14 protein-coding genes and 1 pseudogene are annotated in these 16,009 nt (G+C 39.2%); 5 read left to right on the top strand and 10 right to left on the bottom strand.

The window, feature by feature from the left end:
- Positions 1-178: 178 nt before the first annotated feature.
- The 5 genes from N8L33_RS08225 to N8L33_RS08205 all read left to right on the top strand — a co-directional run bounded on the left by N8L33_RS08225 (position 179) and on the right by N8L33_RS08205 (position 5,639).
- A complete protein-coding gene (locus N8L33_RS08225) occupies positions 179-1,450 on the top strand; it encodes an extracellular solute-binding protein (protein ID WP_224218510.1) in 1,272 nt (423 codons plus the stop codon).
- A 109-nt stretch (positions 1,451-1,559) separates the two neighbouring features.
- A complete protein-coding gene (locus N8L33_RS08220) occupies positions 1,560-2,852 on the top strand; it encodes a carbohydrate ABC transporter permease (RefSeq protein WP_261059564.1) in 1,293 nt (430 codons plus the stop codon).
- Position 2,853: 1 nt separating this feature from the next.
- Positions 2,854-3,696 (top strand): sugar ABC transporter permease, encoded by an 843-nt coding sequence (locus tag N8L33_RS08215; RefSeq protein WP_084891159.1) that lies wholly within the window; start codon positions 2,854-2,856, stop codon positions 3,694-3,696.
- A 146-nt stretch (positions 3,697-3,842) separates the two neighbouring features.
- Positions 3,843-4,643: a DUF1189 domain-containing protein gene (locus tag N8L33_RS08210; RefSeq protein WP_261059563.1), complete on the top strand. Its 801-nt coding sequence runs from the start codon at positions 3,843-3,845 to the stop codon at positions 4,641-4,643.
- Between the two features lie 9 nt (positions 4,644-4,652).
- Positions 4,653-5,639: a LacI family DNA-binding transcriptional regulator gene (locus N8L33_RS08205; protein ID WP_261059562.1), complete on the top strand. Its 987-nt coding sequence runs from the start codon at positions 4,653-4,655 to the stop codon at positions 5,637-5,639.
- Between the two features lie 29 nt (positions 5,640-5,668).
- On the opposite strand, the gene N8L33_RS08200 is transcribed toward N8L33_RS08205, so the two are convergent.
- From N8L33_RS08200 to N8L33_RS08155, 10 genes and pseudogenes are all read right to left on the bottom strand, one after another.
- On the bottom strand, positions 5,669-6,610 hold the full coding sequence (locus N8L33_RS08200; RefSeq protein WP_125443456.1) for a YitT family protein: 942 nt from the start codon (positions 6,608-6,610) through the stop codon (positions 5,669-5,671).
- A complete protein-coding gene (aspS, locus tag N8L33_RS08195; RefSeq protein WP_261059561.1) occupies positions 6,588-8,351 on the bottom strand; it encodes an aspartate--tRNA ligase in 1,764 nt (587 codons plus the stop codon). Before aspS ends, N8L33_RS08200 begins: the two co-directional genes overlap by 23 nt.
- A gap of 154 nt (positions 8,352-8,505) precedes the next feature.
- Complete coding sequence (locus N8L33_RS08190) at positions 8,506-8,736, bottom strand: hypothetical protein (protein WP_261059560.1); 231 nt, start codon at positions 8,734-8,736, stop codon at positions 8,506-8,508.
- Between the two features lie 17 nt (positions 8,737-8,753).
- Positions 8,754-9,395 carry a CPBP family intramembrane glutamic endopeptidase gene (locus N8L33_RS08185; protein WP_261059559.1) on the bottom strand — a complete coding sequence of 214 codons (642 nt, stop codon included), beginning with the start codon at positions 9,393-9,395 and terminating at the stop codon, positions 8,754-8,756.
- Positions 9,396-9,604: 209 nt separating this feature from the next.
- On the bottom strand, positions 9,605-11,041 hold the full coding sequence (locus tag N8L33_RS08180; protein WP_261059558.1) for an RNA-directed DNA polymerase: 1,437 nt from the start codon (positions 11,039-11,041) through the stop codon (positions 9,605-9,607).
- A complete protein-coding gene (locus N8L33_RS08175; RefSeq protein ID WP_261059557.1) occupies positions 11,038-11,640 on the bottom strand; it encodes an SLATT domain-containing protein in 603 nt (200 codons plus the stop codon). The genes N8L33_RS08180 and N8L33_RS08175 overlap by 4 nt, the downstream gene beginning before the upstream one ends.
- A gap of 117 nt (positions 11,641-11,757) precedes the next feature.
- Positions 11,758-13,038, bottom strand: a complete 1,281-nt coding sequence (gene hisS, locus N8L33_RS08170; protein WP_261059556.1) for a histidine--tRNA ligase — start codon at positions 13,036-13,038, stop codon at positions 11,758-11,760.
- 77 nt (positions 13,039-13,115) lie between these two features.
- Entirely contained in the window at positions 13,116-14,363 is a 1,248-nt protein-coding gene (locus tag N8L33_RS08165; protein ID WP_261059555.1) for an MFS transporter, read from the bottom strand.
- 306 nt (positions 14,364-14,669) lie between these two features.
- A complete protein-coding gene (locus tag N8L33_RS08160; RefSeq protein WP_261059554.1) occupies positions 14,670-15,521 on the bottom strand; it encodes a helix-turn-helix domain-containing protein in 852 nt (283 codons plus the stop codon).
- A 311-nt stretch (positions 15,522-15,832) separates the two neighbouring features.
- Positions 15,833-16,009: pseudogene (locus tag N8L33_RS08155) on the bottom strand (IS30 family transposase); the annotation flags it as partial.

Raw genomic sequence — 16,009 nt, 5'->3', positions numbered from 1 at the left:
TTTCTGACTTTTCTTCTATTATAAACAAATAAAACGCTTACCCTTTTCGTGAAATTTTTTAAAAATTTTTACAAAAAACACTTGCAACCGTTTTCTATTTGTGCTATACTAGTCCCATAAAGGAAAACGTTTGCGTTTCCTCATTATAAAATTTGTTATTCTTTAGGAGGAATACACTATGTCATCTAAATTCATGAAGAGCGCTGCTGTGCTTGGAACTGCTACACTTGCTAGCTTGCTTTTGGTAGCTTGCGGAAGCAAAACTGCTGATAAGCCTGCTGATTCTGGTTCATCTGAAGCGAAAGAAATCACTCTTTACGTCGAAGACCAATACAAAGCTTATGCTGAAACAGTTGCTAAGGCTTATGAAAAAGAATCAGGAACAAAAGTTAACATCAAATCTGGTGACCAACTTGGTGGTCTTGACAAACTTTCTCTTGACAACCAATCAGGTCAAGCTGCTGACGTTATGATGGCTCCATACGACCGTGTAGGTAGCCTTGGTACTGACGGACAACTTTCAGAAGTTAAATTGAGCGACGGCGCTAAAACAGATGATAAAACTAAATCTCTTGTAACAGCTGCTGACGGTAAAGTTTACGGTGCTCCTGCCGTTATCGAGTCACTTGTTATGTACTACAACAAAGACTTGGTAAAAGAAGCTCCAAAAACTTTTGCTGACTTAGAAAACCTTGCTAAAGATAGCAAATATGCCTTCGCTGGAGAAGATGGAAAAACTTCTGCTTTCCTAGCTGACTGGACAAACTTCTACTACGCATACGGACTTCTTGCTGGTAACGGTGCTTACGTATTCGGACAAAACGGTAAAGATGCTAAAGATATCGGTCTTGCAAACGACGGTTCTATCGCAGGTATCAACTACGCTAAATCTTGGTATGAAAAATGGCCTAAAGGTATGCAAGATGGTACAGCTGCTGGAAACTTAATCCAAACTCAATTCCAAGAAGGTAAAACAGCTGCTATCATCGATGGACCTTGGAAAGCTAAAGCCTTCAAAGACGCTAAAGTAAACTACGGTGTTGCAACTATCCCAACTCTTCCAAACGGAAAAGATTACGCAGCATTCGGTGGTGGTAAAGCTTGGATTATCCCATCAAGCACTAAGAACCTTGAAGGCGCACAAAAATTTGTAGACTTCCTTGTTTCAACTGAACAACAAAAAGCCTTCTACGATGCAACTAACGAAATCCCAGCTAACACTGAAGCTCGTACTTATGCAGAAGGTAAAAACGATGAGTTGACAACAGCTGTTATCAAACAGTTCAAGAACGCTCAACCAATGCCAAACATCTCTCAAATGTCTGCAGTTTGGGAACCAGCTGCTAACATGCTCTTTGACTCTGTAAGCGGTAAGAAAGATGCTAAAACAGCTGCTAACGATGCTGTAACATTGATCAAAGAAACAATCAAACAAAAATTCGGTGAATAAAAAATTTGTTCAAGGGGGGTGGAAATCAAATCCCCCTTTGAATTTATCAATAGAAACATAAATAGTTTAGGTTTTATCTAAAAACCAGTATCCTATGAAAGGAGTTATTATGGAAAAGCAACAACCTAGTAAAGCAGCCCTGCTGTCTATCATTCCTGGGTTAGGACAGATTTACAATAAACAAAAAGCCAAAGGTTTTATCTTCCTTGGTGTAACCCTTGTATTTGTTCTTTACTTCCTATCACTTGCAGCCCCTGAATTGAGCAATCTCATCACTCTTGGTGACAAACCAGGTCGTGATAATTCCCTCTTTATGCTGATTCGTGGTGCCTTCCATTTAATCTTTGTAGTCGTTTATGTACTCTTTTATTTCTCAAATATCAAAGATGCACATACAATTGCAAAACGCATTAACAATGGAATTCCAGTTCCACGTACCCTCAAAGACATGATCAAAGGGATTTATGAAAATGGCTTCCCTTACCTCTTGATCATTCCATCTTATGTTGCCATGACCTTTGCGATTATCTTCCCAGTTATCGTAACCTTGATGATCGCCTTTACTAACTATGACTTCCAACACTTGCCACCAAACAAATTGTTGGACTGGGTTGGTTTGACCAACTTTACGAACATCTGGAGTTTGAGTACCTTCCGTTCTGCCTTCGGTGCCGTTCTTTCTTGGACTATCATCTGGGCTTTGGCAGCTTCTACTTTACAAATCGTCATCGGTATCTTCACAGCTATCATTGCTAACCAACCATTTATCAAAGGAAAACGTATCTTCGGTGTTATTTTCCTTCTTCCTTGGGCTGTTCCAGCCTTCATCACTATCTTGACATTCTCAAACATGTTTAACGATAGTGTCGGAGCTATCAACACTCAAGTATTGCCAATCTTGTCTAAATTCCTTCCTTTCCTTGATGGGGCTCTTATTCCTTGGAAAACAGACCCAACTTGGACTAAAATTGCCTTGATTATGATGCAAGGTTGGCTCGGATTCCCATACATCTACGTTTTGACCTTGGGTATCTTGCAATCTATTCCTAACGACCTTTACGAAGCAGCTTATATTGACGGTGCCAATGCTTGGCAAAAATTCCGCAACATCACTTTCCCAATGATCTTGGCTGTTGCTGCACCTACTTTGATTAGTCAATACACCTTCAACTTTAACAACTTCTCTATCATGTACCTCTTCAATGCTGGAGGACCTGGTAGTGTCGGTGGTGGAGCTGGTTCAACCGATATCTTGATCTCATGGATCTACCGTTTGACAACAGGTACATCTCCTCAATACTCAATGGCGGCAGCTGTTACCTTGATTATCTCTATCATTGTCATCTCAATCTCTATGATCGCATTCAAGAAACTACACGCATTTGATATGGAGGACGTCTAAGATGAATAACTCAATTAAACTCAAACGTAGACTGACTCAAACCCTTACATACCTTTACTTGATTGGTCTCTCAATCGTGATTATCTATCCACTTTTGATTACCATTATGTCAGCCTTCAAGACTGGTAACGTAGTAGCCTTTAAACTAGACAGCAACGTCGACTTTAGTTTTGCTAACTTCCAAGGGCTCTTCTCTGAAACCTTGTACGGTACTTGGTACCTCAACACTTTGATCATTGCCTTGATTACTATGGCTGTTCAAACAAGTATCATCGTACTTGCTGGTTATGCATACAGCCGTTACAACTTCTTGGCTCGTAAACAAAGTTTGGTCTTCTTCTTGATTATCCAAATGGTGCCAACCATGGCCGCTTTGACAGCCTTCTTCGTTATGGCGCTTATGTTGAACGCCCTTAACCACAGCTGGTTCCTCATCTTCCTCTACGTTGGTGGTGGTATCCCGATGAATGCTTGGCTCATGAAAGGCTACTTCGATACAGTGCCAATGTCTCTAGACGAATCTGCAAAACTAGACGGTGCAGGACACTTCCGCCGCTTCTGGCAAATTGTTCTTCCACTTGTTCGCCCAATGGTTGCCGTACAAGCTCTCTGGGCCTTCATGGGACCTTTCGGGGACTACATCCTCTCTAGTTTCTTGCTTCGTGAGAAAGAATACTTTACTGTTGCCGTAGGTCTCCAAACCTTCGTTAACAATGCGAAAAACATGAAGATTGCCTACTTCTCAGCAGGTGCTATCCTCATCGCCCTTCCAATCTGTATTCTCTTCTTCTTCCTACAAAAGAACTTTGTTTCAGGACTTACAAGTGGTGGCGACAAGGGATAATATATCCCCGCCACCCTTTTTCATTTTGGAGCTTGTGACTGTAAATAATATTCTTGCAACAAGCAATTTCTCTCCTAGACTTGAAATAAAGCACATTTCTCTATATAATAATACTCATATAGAAAACACCTTTTAGAAAGATACCTATGCTTCCATATCCATTTTCCTATTTTTCAAGTATTTGGGGATTTCGTAAGCCCCTGTCCAAACGTTTCGGGCTCAACTGGTTTCAACTACTCTTTACCAGTATCTTCCTTATCAGCTTGTCTATGGTACCCATTGCCATCCAAAACAGCTCACAGGAGACTTATCCGCTAGAAACCTTTATCGATAATGTCTATGAACCATTGACAGATGAGGTTGTCCAGGATCTCTCTGAGCATGCTAGAATTGTTGATGGCGACTTAACTTATACAGGAACTACCAATCAAGCGCCTTCTATTGTGATTGGTCCAAGTCAAAGCAAAGACTTACCGAAGGACTTGCAACTACATTTCGATACAAAAGAACTGATCATCAGCAAGGAAAATAAGGAACTGACTCGCATCTCTTACCGAGCCATTCAGACCGAGAGTTTCAAAAGCAAAGACAGCTTGACCCAAGCGATTTCTAAAGACTGGTACCAACAAAATCGTGTCTATATCAGTCTCTTCCTAGTTCTCGGTGCCAGCTTCCTCTTTGGTTTGAATTTCTTTATCGTCTCTCTAGGAGCTAGTCTTCTCCTTTATATCACTAAGAAATCACGCCTCTTTTCATTTAGAACCTTTAAAGAGTGCTACCATTTTATCTTGAACTGTTTAGGATTACCAACTCTGATTACGCTTATTTTGGGCTTATTTGGCCAAAATATGACAACTCTGATTACTGTACAAAACATTCTTTTTGTTCTATATCTGGTCACTATCTTTTATAAAACGCATTTCCGTGATCCAGATTACCATAAATAGGAGATTTTTATGCCCGTTACGATTAAAGACGTGGCCAAGGCTGCTGGTGTTTCGCCTTCAACCGTAACCCGTGTTATTCAAAATAAATCAACCATTAGCGACGAAACAAAAAAACGCGTTCGCAAGGCTATGAAGGAGCTCAATTACCATCCCAACCTCAACGCTCGTAGCTTGGTAAGCAGTTATACCCAAGTTATCGGCTTGGTGCTTCCTGACGACTCAGACGCCTTCTATCAAAATCCTTTCTTTCCATCAGTCCTACGTGGCATCTCTCAAGTCGCCTCTGAAAACCACTATGCCATTCAGATAGCAACAGGGAAAGATGAGAAGGAGCGTCTTACTGCCATCTCACAAATGGTCTATGGTAAACGTGTAGACGGTTTAATCTTCCTTTATGCTGAAGAGGAAGATCCTTTAGTCAAACTGGTGGCTGATGAGCAGTTCCCCTTCCTCATCCTAGGAAAATCTCTGTCCCCCTTTATTCCACTTGTCGATAATGACAATGTCCAAGCTGGTTTTGATGCGACAGAATATTTCATCAAAAAAGGCTGCAAACGAATTGCCTTTATTGGAGGGGCTAAGAGACTCTTCGTAACACAAGACCGTTTAACAGGCTATGAGTCAGCACTCAAACAGTACCAACTGCCTCTTGATAGTAACTTGACCTATTTTGCGAACGAATTCCTAGAAGAAAAGGGCTATCAATTCAGTAAGCGTTTATTTAAACACGATCCTATGATTGATGCTATCATTACAACTGATAGCCTCCTAGCTGAAGGAGTCTGTGACTACATCGCTAAGCACCAGCTGGATGTCCCTGTTCTCAGCTTCGACTCAGTCAATCCCAAGCTCAACTTGGCAGCCTATGTCGATATTAATAGCCTAGAACTTGGTCAAACATCATTTGAAACGATTCTTCAGATTATCAACGATGCTAAGAGCAATAAACAAATTTGTTACCGTCAGTTAATCGCCCACAAGATTATCGAAAAATAAAAACCAGCTCGCGCTGGTTTTTTTGGTCACTAATTTTCTGTTTCAACGAATCGTCCCAGAATATGAACATTCTCCGATACAGAGACAAAGGCCCCTGGGTCCACCTGTTTCATAATCTGTTTAAATTCATTAAACTCTGCACGTGTAATGACAGTAATTAAAACTGCCTTTCTCTCGTGATTATAGGTTCCTTCTGCATCGTGGATCATGGTTGCTCCGCGGTGCAATTTTTTATGGATTTTCTCAATTACTTTATCTGGATGATTGGTCACAATCATGGCCTGCATGCGTTTTTGCTTGGTAAAGACAGCGTCTGTCACACGGCTAGAGACAAAGATGGTAATCATAGAGTAGAGAGCGTATTTCCAACCAAAGGTCAAGCCTGCTATCAGCATGATGGTCCCATTTACCAAGAAAGAAATACTACCGACATTCTTACCAGTTTTCTTGCGAATGGTTAGGCTGACGATATCCGTCCCACCACTGGAGATATTGTTTCGAAGAGCAAAACCAATCCCCAAGCCCATGACAACACCCCCAAAAAGGGCATTGATAATAGGATCCTCCGTCAAGGTTGCCACAGGGACAAACTGGATAAAGAAGGAACTCATGGATACCGTGATAAAGGTAAAAATAGTGAACTTATGGCCAATCTGATACCAGGCCAAGACCATCAAAGGAAAATTAATGGCGTAGAAGGTCAGCGAAATCGGAATATGAAAACCAAACCAGTGATTACTCAAGGCAGAGATAATCTGTGCCAGACCTGTCGCACCACTCGAATACACATGCCCTGGTTGGAAAAAGAAATTGACCGCTACTGCTGATAAAAAACCATAGACCAGAGAGGCCGAAATCTTCTCATCATATTTTTCCCGAGAGATGCTTTGTAAGACACGTAAAATTTTTATCTGATAAGCAAAGCGACGCAGATAATAGCGCCACCGCTTAATTCGTTTTGCTTGTTTCATCTTCTTCTACTTGTAAGCTAAGTTCCTCTAGTTGTTTAAGAGCGACTGTTGAAGGAGCTTGGGTCATTGGGTCAGTTGCCTTGTTGTTCTTAGGAAAGGCAATAACTTCACGGATATTTTCTTCTCCTGCAAGCAACATAACAAATCGGTCAAGCCCGATAGCCAAACCACCGTGTGGTGGGAAACCATAGTCCATGGCTTCAAGAAGGAATCCAAACTGGTCATTTGCTTCTTCAGCTGAGAAACCAAGAGCCTTGAACATGCGTTCTTGAAGGTCTTTTTGGTTGATACGGAGGCTACCACCACCAAGCTCATAACCGTTTAAGACGATATCATAAGCAATGGCACGAACCTTAGCCAAATCACCTTCTAATTCGTGTACAGTTTCTTCCTGTGGAAGGGTGAATGGATGGTGGGCACTCATGTAACGGCCTTCTTCTTCAGACCATTCAAACATTGGCCAGTCAACTACCCAAAGGAAGTTGAATTTATCGTTATCAATCAAACCAAGTTCTTTGGCAATGCGTCCACGAAGGGCCCCAAGTGTTGCATTAGCCACTTCAAGCGTATCTGCCACAAAGAGAACCAAGTCCTTGTCTTCAAGAGCAAGCGCTGCTGTCAAATCTGCTTGGATGCCAGTCAAGAACTTGGCAACTGGTCCGTTTAATTCTCCGTCAACTACCTTGATCCAAGCAAGACCTTTGGCACCGTATTGCTTGGCCACTTCAGTCATTTTGTCAATGTCTTTACGTGAATAGTTGTCCGCAGCTCCTTTGACCACAATGGCTTTCACAGCAGGTGCTTCTGAGAAGACTTTAAAGTCCACACCTTTGACCACTTCTGTCAAGTCCTGAAGCAACATGTCAAAACGGGTATCTGGTTTGTCAGAACCGTAAAGAGCCATCGCATCATCGTATTTCATACGAGGGAATGGAAGCTTCACTTCGATGCCTTTAGTTTCTTTCATCACGCGCGCAATCAAACCTTCTGTGATATCTTGGATTTCTTGCTCAGTAAGGAAAGATGTTTCCAAGTCGACCTGGGTAAACTCAGGCTGGCGATCTCCACGTAAGTCCTCGTCACGGAAACATTTGACGATTTGGTAGTAACGGTCAAAACCAGCATTCATCAACAACTGCTTAGTAATCTGTGGACTTTGAGGAAGCGCATAGAAATGCCCTTTATTAACACGAGACGGTACCAAATAGTCACGCGCCCCTTCAGGCGTTGACTTAGAAAGGAATGGTGTCTCCACGTCGATAAATTCCAACTCATCCAAGTAGTTACGAATAGAGTGGGTCACCTTAGCACGAAGTTTCAGATTTTCCAACATTTCTGGGCGACGAAGGTCAAGGTAACGGTAACGCAAACGTGTATCGTCATTGGCCTCAATACCATCCTTAATCTCAAATGGGGTTGTCTTAGCTGTATTCAGCACTGTCAGAGCTGTCACGTTTAACTCAACTGCACCAGTTGGCAACTTATCATTGGCTTGCTCACGCGCAGCGACCTGTCCAGTCACCTCGATAACAAATTCGCTACGAAGGCTTTCAGCTGTTGCCATGACCTCTGCAGAGACTTTTTCAGGGTTGATAACCAACTGCATGATTCCTTCACGGTCACGAAGATCGATAAAGATCAAACCACCAAGGTCACGACGACGGCCAACCCATCCTTTCAAGGTTATTTCTTGTCCGATGTGTTCCTCACGAACACGACCAGCATACATACTACGTTTCATTGTTTCTCTCCTCTTTTATTCTGTTACTATTTTACCATAAAAGCGCAGGCTCTTCATGAAAATCATCAGAAAAGTTTGCCAGTCTTTAAAAATCAAGTGAAGACTCTAAAAATTGACGCACATACAAAAATCCGATGAAGTTCACCGGACTCTTTTATTTTGAATCTTTGCCTGTTTTACGCTTTTCAGCGATTTCAGCTGCCTTTCGAGGCAAGACGATTTCTGTTGTGTAAGCTGTCCCAAAACGCCAGATACCGGCAATAGGGGCAAAGACCACTGCTAGATGGCTGTAGAAGAAATCACCCTTGAAGGCATAAGCTAAGCCCCCAATGATGAAAAATAGAACGACTGCTTGAATCACTGCTAATAAAATTACTCGTTTCATGTGACCTCCTGACTCTATTATAGCATGAGAATCATCAAAAAGCCGACTAAATTATTTAAAGCGTGGAGAGAAATACTGTAGACCAGACCTTTTCTGCTAATATAAGCCAAGCCCAAACTAAAACCAAGGCTAAAATAGACAAAAAATTGTTGCACATCACCTGGGAAATGAATCAAGGTAAACAGAACACTGGATACCAGAAGAAAAATCAGAGTTTGTTTACTATTGTCCTGCTTAGGAAAGAGGTAGCGTGCTAACATCCCTCTAAAGATAAGTTCTTCCGTCAGAGGAGCAAAGACCACTACCATAAAGAAACCAAAGACAGGCTGAGCAACTGTCAGCTGTGATACAATTTGTTGATTGACCGACGGATCATCTGGTAAAAAGAACTGGGCTGTAATCGCCACTAGCAAAACCAGAGCAGGCAACCAGATATAACGATTAAAAACCGTCGTCTGGATGCTAACCTTTTCTGTCTGATACCATCTGTAAACTCCATAAACATAGGCCCCTGACAGGACGACATAAAGTGGTAAGACTCCAAAGATTGAAGCCCCTAGTCCAAGAGCTGACAGCGCCATGCTCTGAACCAGACCATAGATAAAGTAAAAGGATAGAATGGCTAGAAGAAACCAGCCAAGGTTTTTAAGTAATTTCATATGGGCCTCCTATTTGGAATGAAGACTTAGCATTGTTATTTGCATCATCTTGATAAAAATGTGGAATACAGTCGCAACAAAAAGAGTTAATCAGTGAATTCCTCCTGCAAGTATAGAAATGATATCAATTAAATATACAAGTTTGACCTTTAAAATAAATTAAACTACTTCATTGTGATACAATTTTTTATAAATCCGTTCCGTTAATTCTATACATTATAAAATTCATCTAAGAATTCAACATATTTTTTATTTATATCTTTCATCTTTTCTAACAATTCTTTATCATTATATTTCGTTTGGAGGAAATACTGTATAGTCATTACCCCCTCTCGAAAAGTGAGTTGGTTCTTCTTTTTTAAATCATTTAAAAATTTATCTAAAATAAATTGGTTTTCACACCCCAATGTCCTCAAATGTTTAAAAATAAGCAGAAAAAATGTTGTAAATTGCATTGGATTGAAAAATATGTATGTATTGTCCTCAATTAATTTAATTAGAATTTTTTTATCTAAATTTTTCCATTTTTTACTGTAATTTAAATGATTAATTACTTTTGTTGCATGCTCACCGTCTATAGATATATACTTTTTTATACATTTATGATATGTTTTCAAATCCACACTTTTGGACGAGAAACATTTTCTTAATTCCTCAATAAATTTTATAAGATTTTCCGCCTGATTTTTTAATAACCAATCTACTTTATCATTAATTATTTTATTTACAGTATAGCTTGACTTAGATTCATTAGAGTAAGAATCTTCTATAATATCAACATTAGTTTTATAATCATTATTTTTAAGAATTTGAGTTTTAGAAGAATTTAAATTGAGGTGATTCTCCCATAAAAAATAACTTAATTCATTCAGCACTTCATTTACTTTTTTCAATCTTTTATACGTAGGGAGACTAATTACCATGTCGTCAACAAACCTCACAGCCTGACATTTTTCTCTAATTAGTATTCTGTTCATTTCACAAGTAAAATCTATAAGATAGAATTGTGATAGAACTGAAGAAGCTATTGAATAATGCAACTGGGGTAAACTTTCAAAATTATTATTATTAAAAAATAATTTTAAATTATCAATACTTTGTCTACAAAAACAATTTTTATTTTTGATATTTAACATCTCAATAAGTCTATCTGTAGAAATACTTTTAAAGAAGTCCTGAATATCAATCACTAAAGCCTTCCCACCAATAAAACTTCTTTTTTCAAGCTGAAAATTTTTATAAGAATTAGAAAAGTTACTATTTATTGAAATTTTATTTTGGTTATCAAAGGATAATTCACCCGAATAAAATACTTTTATATTCTTTTGAGAAAAATTTAAAAATTCTTGATTATAATAAAAATATTTAAAAACATTAAAAGTATAATAAAGATAGTATGACGGAGCAATCAGATACATCTCTCTGGTAGAGTAATAGTCTTTCTTATACACAAAATCTCTTACACAGAATTTTTTGTATTTTTTGCTAAAATCCTCATAATTCAAACCATAATTCTCTATTCGAGGAAAATTATCCTTTATTTTAAAGTAATTCATTATAGCAATAAATTGTAAATTATACACCTTCTCTCTGGCTACACTCATGATATAGTCAAATGCATACTGTAGAATTTCATCCTCTGTCATATTATAGTCCCTACTACATCTACTACATAAAGTGTAATAATCAAAATAATCACCACTATATTTAGATAATATAAAATGTTATCCGCCGAAAAATCGCGAGGCCGCTTCCCACTTCCTTCTTTATTAAAAATCACTGTTTCATCGTCAAATTTAGAGTGATTCTCCGTAGCAGATAAAGTTGAAATATACCGATTCCAAATTACTTTATATGTCTCTTCTAGTTCTGAATTGGTCTTATCAAGTCTAAGTAGTTCTTTTAATTCTAAAATATATTTTTCAATTTCTAATTGTTGATAATGATATTTCAATGCTCTTTCCTTATAATTTAAACAATTATAATAATACTGTAAAATAACTGTATATAACGAAAAACAACTAGATACAAATATTTCAACATGTGAGCCTATATTCATCAGAGAACCAATTACTAAACTTACTGCTATAACATTCATAATAAAGAACACTGTATCCCATTTACTACTATAAGAATATAAACGTTCGCTTGCATGAATTCGATTATCTCTCGTTCTATTATATCCATTTATTTTTTTATTTATTTCATCTCTTATATTTATCCCGTTATAGTCTTTAGTATTCATAACTTTCTCCAATAGGTCTAATAATCTTGTAGATTATGCTAATAATATCTATCAATATCAATTTACTCCTCTAAAAATATGAGAAATACTCTTCTTTTATTCCATTATATTTAATAATTAAAATCCTAGTTTTTCAAAGATTTCTGAGAAGTTTTGGCTGATTGTCTCAAGTGACACTTGCACTTCTTCTCGGGTTTGGTTGTTCTTGACCGTTACTTGTCTGCTTTCGACTTCACTCTCTCCTAGGGTGATGAGGGTCTTAGCTGCAAAAACATCGGCTGACTTGAACTGAGCTTTGAGTTTACGGTTGAGGTAATCACGCTCTGCTTTGAAACCTTGTTGGCGAAGAGCTTGTACCAACTCCAAGGCCTTGGCATTTGCCCCTTCGCCCAAAACTGCGATATAAACATCTAGGGCGTTTTCGATAGGGAGGGCCACACCTTGCTTTTCAAGAATGAGAAGCAGGCGCTCTACACCAAGTCCAAAACCAAATCCAGCAGTTTCTGGTCCACCAAAGTAGGCAACCAAACCATCGTAGCGACCACCCGCACAGACTGTCAAGTCATTGCCCTCAATCTCAGTGATAAACTCGAAAATAGTATGGTTGTAGTAGTCTAGACCACGCACCATATTGGTATCGATGATATAGTCTACTCCAAGATTTTCCAACATCTGACGCACAGCATCAAAATGAGCTTGGCTTTCTTCATCAAGGAAGTCCAAGATAGACGGCGCATTCTCTACTGCCACCTTGTCTTCTTTTTCCTTAGAGTCCAAAACACGAAGAGGATTTTCCTCCAAACGGCGTTGGCTATCCTTGGACAAGGTCTCCTTGAGCGGTGTCAAATAGTCAATCAAGGCTTGACGGTAGGCCGCACGGCTCTCAGGATTTCCAAGAGTGTTGAGGTGCAATTTGACACCTTGGATACCGATTTCTTTCAAGAAATGGGCTGCCATAGCAATGGTTTCCACATCGGTAGCTGGATTGCTAGAACCAAAACACTCAACACCAATCTGGTGGAATTGGCGCAAACGCCCTGCCTGTGGACGCTCATAACGGAACATAGGTCCCATGTAGTAGAACTTACTTGGCTTTTGCACTTCTGGGGCGAAGAGTTTATTTTCCACATAGGAACGGACAACGGGCGCAGTTCCTTCCGGACGGAGGGTAATATGGCGGTCACCCTTATCATAGAAGTCGTACATTTCCTTGGTTACGATATCGGTCGTATCTCCGACAGAGCGGCTGATGACCTCGTAATGCTCAAAAATAGGCGTGCGCACTTCTGCGTAGTTGTAGCGCTTGAAAATTTCACGGGCAAAGCCCTCAACGTACTGCCATTTGGCAGATTCAGCAGGTAGAATATCCTGCGTTCCTTTTGGTTTTTGTAATTTCATAGGGAATCCTCTTTAAACTTAATAGTCTTATTTTACCATAAATAGAGGGATTAAAACAGTGAGAAAAAAATTAGGATTTAGAGATCATTTTTGAGATTAAGAATTGTCAAAAAAATAGCTAGCAAGGAAAGACCAACAAATAGCATCCAAGTCAACTGTATATTCCATACAGCTATAAGTGAAAAACAAGCTGTTCCTACAGGTATGGACAAGGTAAACAATAAACCTAAAAAATTACTGGTACGAGCTAGAACCTCTGGAGCTAGATTTTTCAGGAGCATGGCACTAATCTTTGGTTGAACTTTACCAGACACATACAGAGTTGAACAGAGAAATAGTAAACCAAGTACGACTTGATTGAATAAATTAGCTAGACCAACTAGACTGAGCCCTACGGTCACCCACATCATCAATCTAGGCAAGGACTGCTTCCCAAAATAATCATTGCCCGTAAGGCTACTGATGATGATTGCTAACAAAGCACCGACTTGACTGATAAATAATGCCTCTGTGTAAGAAAAGTCCAAAAGAGAATGGCTCAAAAAGAAGATGTTATAGATGCTTCCTAAAGCGCCACCCAAGGCATTGATAAGCAAGACAGCACAGAGCATAAAACCAAAGTTTTTCTGTCCACCTTTAAGAAAAACGAGACGTAAATTCCGATAAATCGTTAGGAACTGGTCTTTGATAGGAAGCTTCTCATTTTTTAGTGATTCACCATCAGGAGATGAAATTGACAGGCTCAATTTGCTTTTTCCTAAAAAGAGGATGACGGCTGATACTAGGAAGAAACAGGCATTGATTCCCGCAACGAGGGAAAAATTGTTGACCGATAGCCCTAAGAGCCAGACTCCAAAAGCTTGACCACCAATAGCTGAAATATAGGTGATGAATTGGGAAAAAGAGTAAGCCTCCATCAAATCATCTTCAGCTACTTTTTCCTTAATGAGAGGCATGCGCAAACCACCTGCAAAATCACTGATGACATCACTAATGACATTGATTAAACACAGGCTAGAAAAGGCAAAGAGACTAGCTTGCTGAACAACTAGGGCTGCTAGAAAAAATAAAACCGCCTGAAACAAACCGCTATAGACCATCCATTTGACCTTGGCCCTCGTGTAATCTGCCCGAATCCCTACAAAAACTGTAAAGAGAGTCGGAAGAATCATGACAATATTCGCCATAGCAACAGCAAAAGAGGCTTGTGGCAAGGTCGATGCATAGACGATAAAGACCAGGTTGAAAATCGAAGCACCAAAAGCATTGAAGAAGCGTGACAAAGTCAAGAGTCGATAAGCGTGATTTCTAAACAATAGTTTCATAAGTAATCTCCCTTCTTGTTCGAATACTCAATGAAAATCAAAGAGCAAACTAGGAAGCTAGCCGAAGGCTGTACTTGAGTACGGCAAGGTGAAGCTGACGTGGTTTGAAGAGATTTTCGAAGAGTATAAGTTCTTATGTGAAGTATGACTATAGTATAGCACTTAGAAATTCTAGAGGAAAAACTTTTGAATATATGCAACAAATGAAATGAGCAAAAAGAAACGATAGAATTTCTCCAATGACACGAGAGAGCCCAACAGTTCTATCGCTTAAAATTTCAAATGATTTTCTTGGTTTGCAGATATTCAACAATCGGTCGTTTTTCTATAGTATTCGGCAGATTTATTACAGCCAAGCATCTCAAAAATACGGACAGCATCTTCCATCTTTTTCTGACCTTCCTTGACTCTGCCTTGCTTGCTATCAAGAAGACCTTCAGCCCACAAATAGACTATCCTGAAATAGGTCTCATTTTCCTTGTAGAAATGCTCTTTGATGACACGTTTAAAATAAGAGGCATTGGTAAATTCTTCACACTCAATACTGGCTAAAAAACCATTCAATAGCATGGTGTGAAACAGGTTTCGATTACCAGACATTTCCATTAGAAAATCAGATTTTCGAACCATTTCTCGAACATATCTAGTGAAAAGAGAAACAGATAAGAATGGCGAACTAACTGAGAACAAATTGAGTTCATAGCTTCCCCAAATCTCAGTAGAAAACAAGTAGTTATGAAGGACTTTCCCTTCCTCTGCCGTTAACTCTACCCTTTCATCCATACTCTTCATATAAGACTTGATAATAATAGCATTTAGAATATGTTTCTGTTTGTTTTGAGAATAGGCATGTTTTTGATACTCCTTGCGATACAAGTCTTCAAGAGGTGCTATATTCTTTAGGTCCAAGACATCTATGATTTCTTTTCTCAGCTCAGAATCTGTATCATACTGAAAACCTCTCGCCAGAAAGAGGATTTCCTCTACACTAGCAGATATATTTTCTAGGGCAAATAGAAACTTTTCCACCGAAAGCTCACTCTGACCTGTTTCAAATCGGGACAACATAGACGGAGAAAATTGTCCCCCAGTCGCCTGTCTCAGCGAGATATTTCTTGACTCTCGTAATTGTCTAAAGACTTTTCCAATCTGCTCCATAGACTTCCCCTTGATTTCGTATTTTCTTCATTTTATCATATTGGTAACTTCTAAAACTAACTTCCAGTTTCCCACAACCTAGCTTTTAGTATGAGAAAAACGCGTGAAATCGGTAGAAATCCGTCTTAGACTAACTTCCGCTGGTTTTCTTTTTCTTGATATATAAGGGTTCAAAAGCGAAAAGACACAGAAAAAAGTGCACGACAAATAGCCCTAAAACAGAGTCGTCTTAGAGTAACTTCCAGTTGCTAGCGTTTAGTGTGAGACTTTTCGATGGTGATAAGATGTGTAGTTAGAGTGGAAAATTCCCTTTATTTCAATAAATCAGGTGATAAGTGTGTGTCTTCTGGTTTGACAAATTGGCAACCCAGAAGAGCGGCGATGTCCTCGCCAAAGGTGAAGGTGAAGACGTCGTAAGCAGATTTTCCTTGAAACTCTTCTCGTTTCAAGGAATTGACATGGGAAATGACTAGATTGACGTCTTTCTG

The organism is Streptococcus mitis (genome assembly GCF_946188695.1).
In the GTDB taxonomy this organism is placed as follows: domain Bacteria; phylum Bacillota; class Bacilli; order Lactobacillales; family Streptococcaceae; genus Streptococcus; species Streptococcus mitis_DF.
Note: the sequence above shows the minus strand (reverse complement) of the source record. Positions and strands in the feature narration are given on the sequence as shown.

Excerpts from the sequence above, each read along its gene's own strand:
- N8L33_RS08225 (WP_224218510.1), top strand. The coding sequence starts at position 179 with ATGTCATCTAAATTCATGAAGAGCGCTGCTGTGCTTGGAACTGCTACA.
- N8L33_RS08220 (WP_261059564.1), top strand. The coding sequence starts at position 1,560 with ATGGAAAAGCAACAACCTAGTAAAGCAGCCCTGCTGTCTATCATTCCT.
- N8L33_RS08215 (WP_084891159.1), top strand. The coding sequence starts at position 2,854 with ATGAATAACTCAATTAAACTCAAACGTAGACTGACTCAAACCCTTACA.
- N8L33_RS08210 (WP_261059563.1), top strand. The coding sequence starts at position 3,843 with ATGCTTCCATATCCATTTTCCTATTTTTCAAGTATTTGGGGATTTCGT.
- N8L33_RS08205 (WP_261059562.1), top strand. The coding sequence starts at position 4,653 with ATGCCCGTTACGATTAAAGACGTGGCCAAGGCTGCTGGTGTTTCGCCT.
- N8L33_RS08200 (WP_125443456.1), bottom strand. The coding sequence starts at position 6,610 with ATGAAACAAGCAAAACGAATTAAGCGGTGGCGCTATTATCTGCGTCGC.
- aspS (WP_261059561.1), bottom strand. The coding sequence starts at position 8,351 with ATGAAACGTAGTATGTATGCTGGTCGTGTTCGTGAGGAACACATCGGA.
- N8L33_RS08190 (WP_261059560.1), bottom strand. The coding sequence starts at position 8,736 with ATGAAACGAGTAATTTTATTAGCAGTGATTCAAGCAGTCGTTCTATTT.
- N8L33_RS08185 (WP_261059559.1), bottom strand. The coding sequence starts at position 9,395 with ATGAAATTACTTAAAAACCTTGGCTGGTTTCTTCTAGCCATTCTATCC.
- N8L33_RS08180 (WP_261059558.1), bottom strand. The coding sequence starts at position 11,041 with ATGACAGAGGATGAAATTCTACAGTATGCATTTGACTATATCATGAGT.
- N8L33_RS08175 (WP_261059557.1), bottom strand. The coding sequence starts at position 11,640 with ATGAATACTAAAGACTATAACGGGATAAATATAAGAGATGAAATAAAT.
- hisS (WP_261059556.1), bottom strand. The coding sequence starts at position 13,038 with ATGAAATTACAAAAACCAAAAGGAACGCAGGATATTCTACCTGCTGAA.
- N8L33_RS08165 (WP_261059555.1), bottom strand. The coding sequence starts at position 14,363 with ATGAAACTATTGTTTAGAAATCACGCTTATCGACTCTTGACTTTGTCA.
- N8L33_RS08160 (WP_261059554.1), bottom strand. The coding sequence starts at position 15,521 with ATGGAGCAGATTGGAAAAGTCTTTAGACAATTACGAGAGTCAAGAAAT.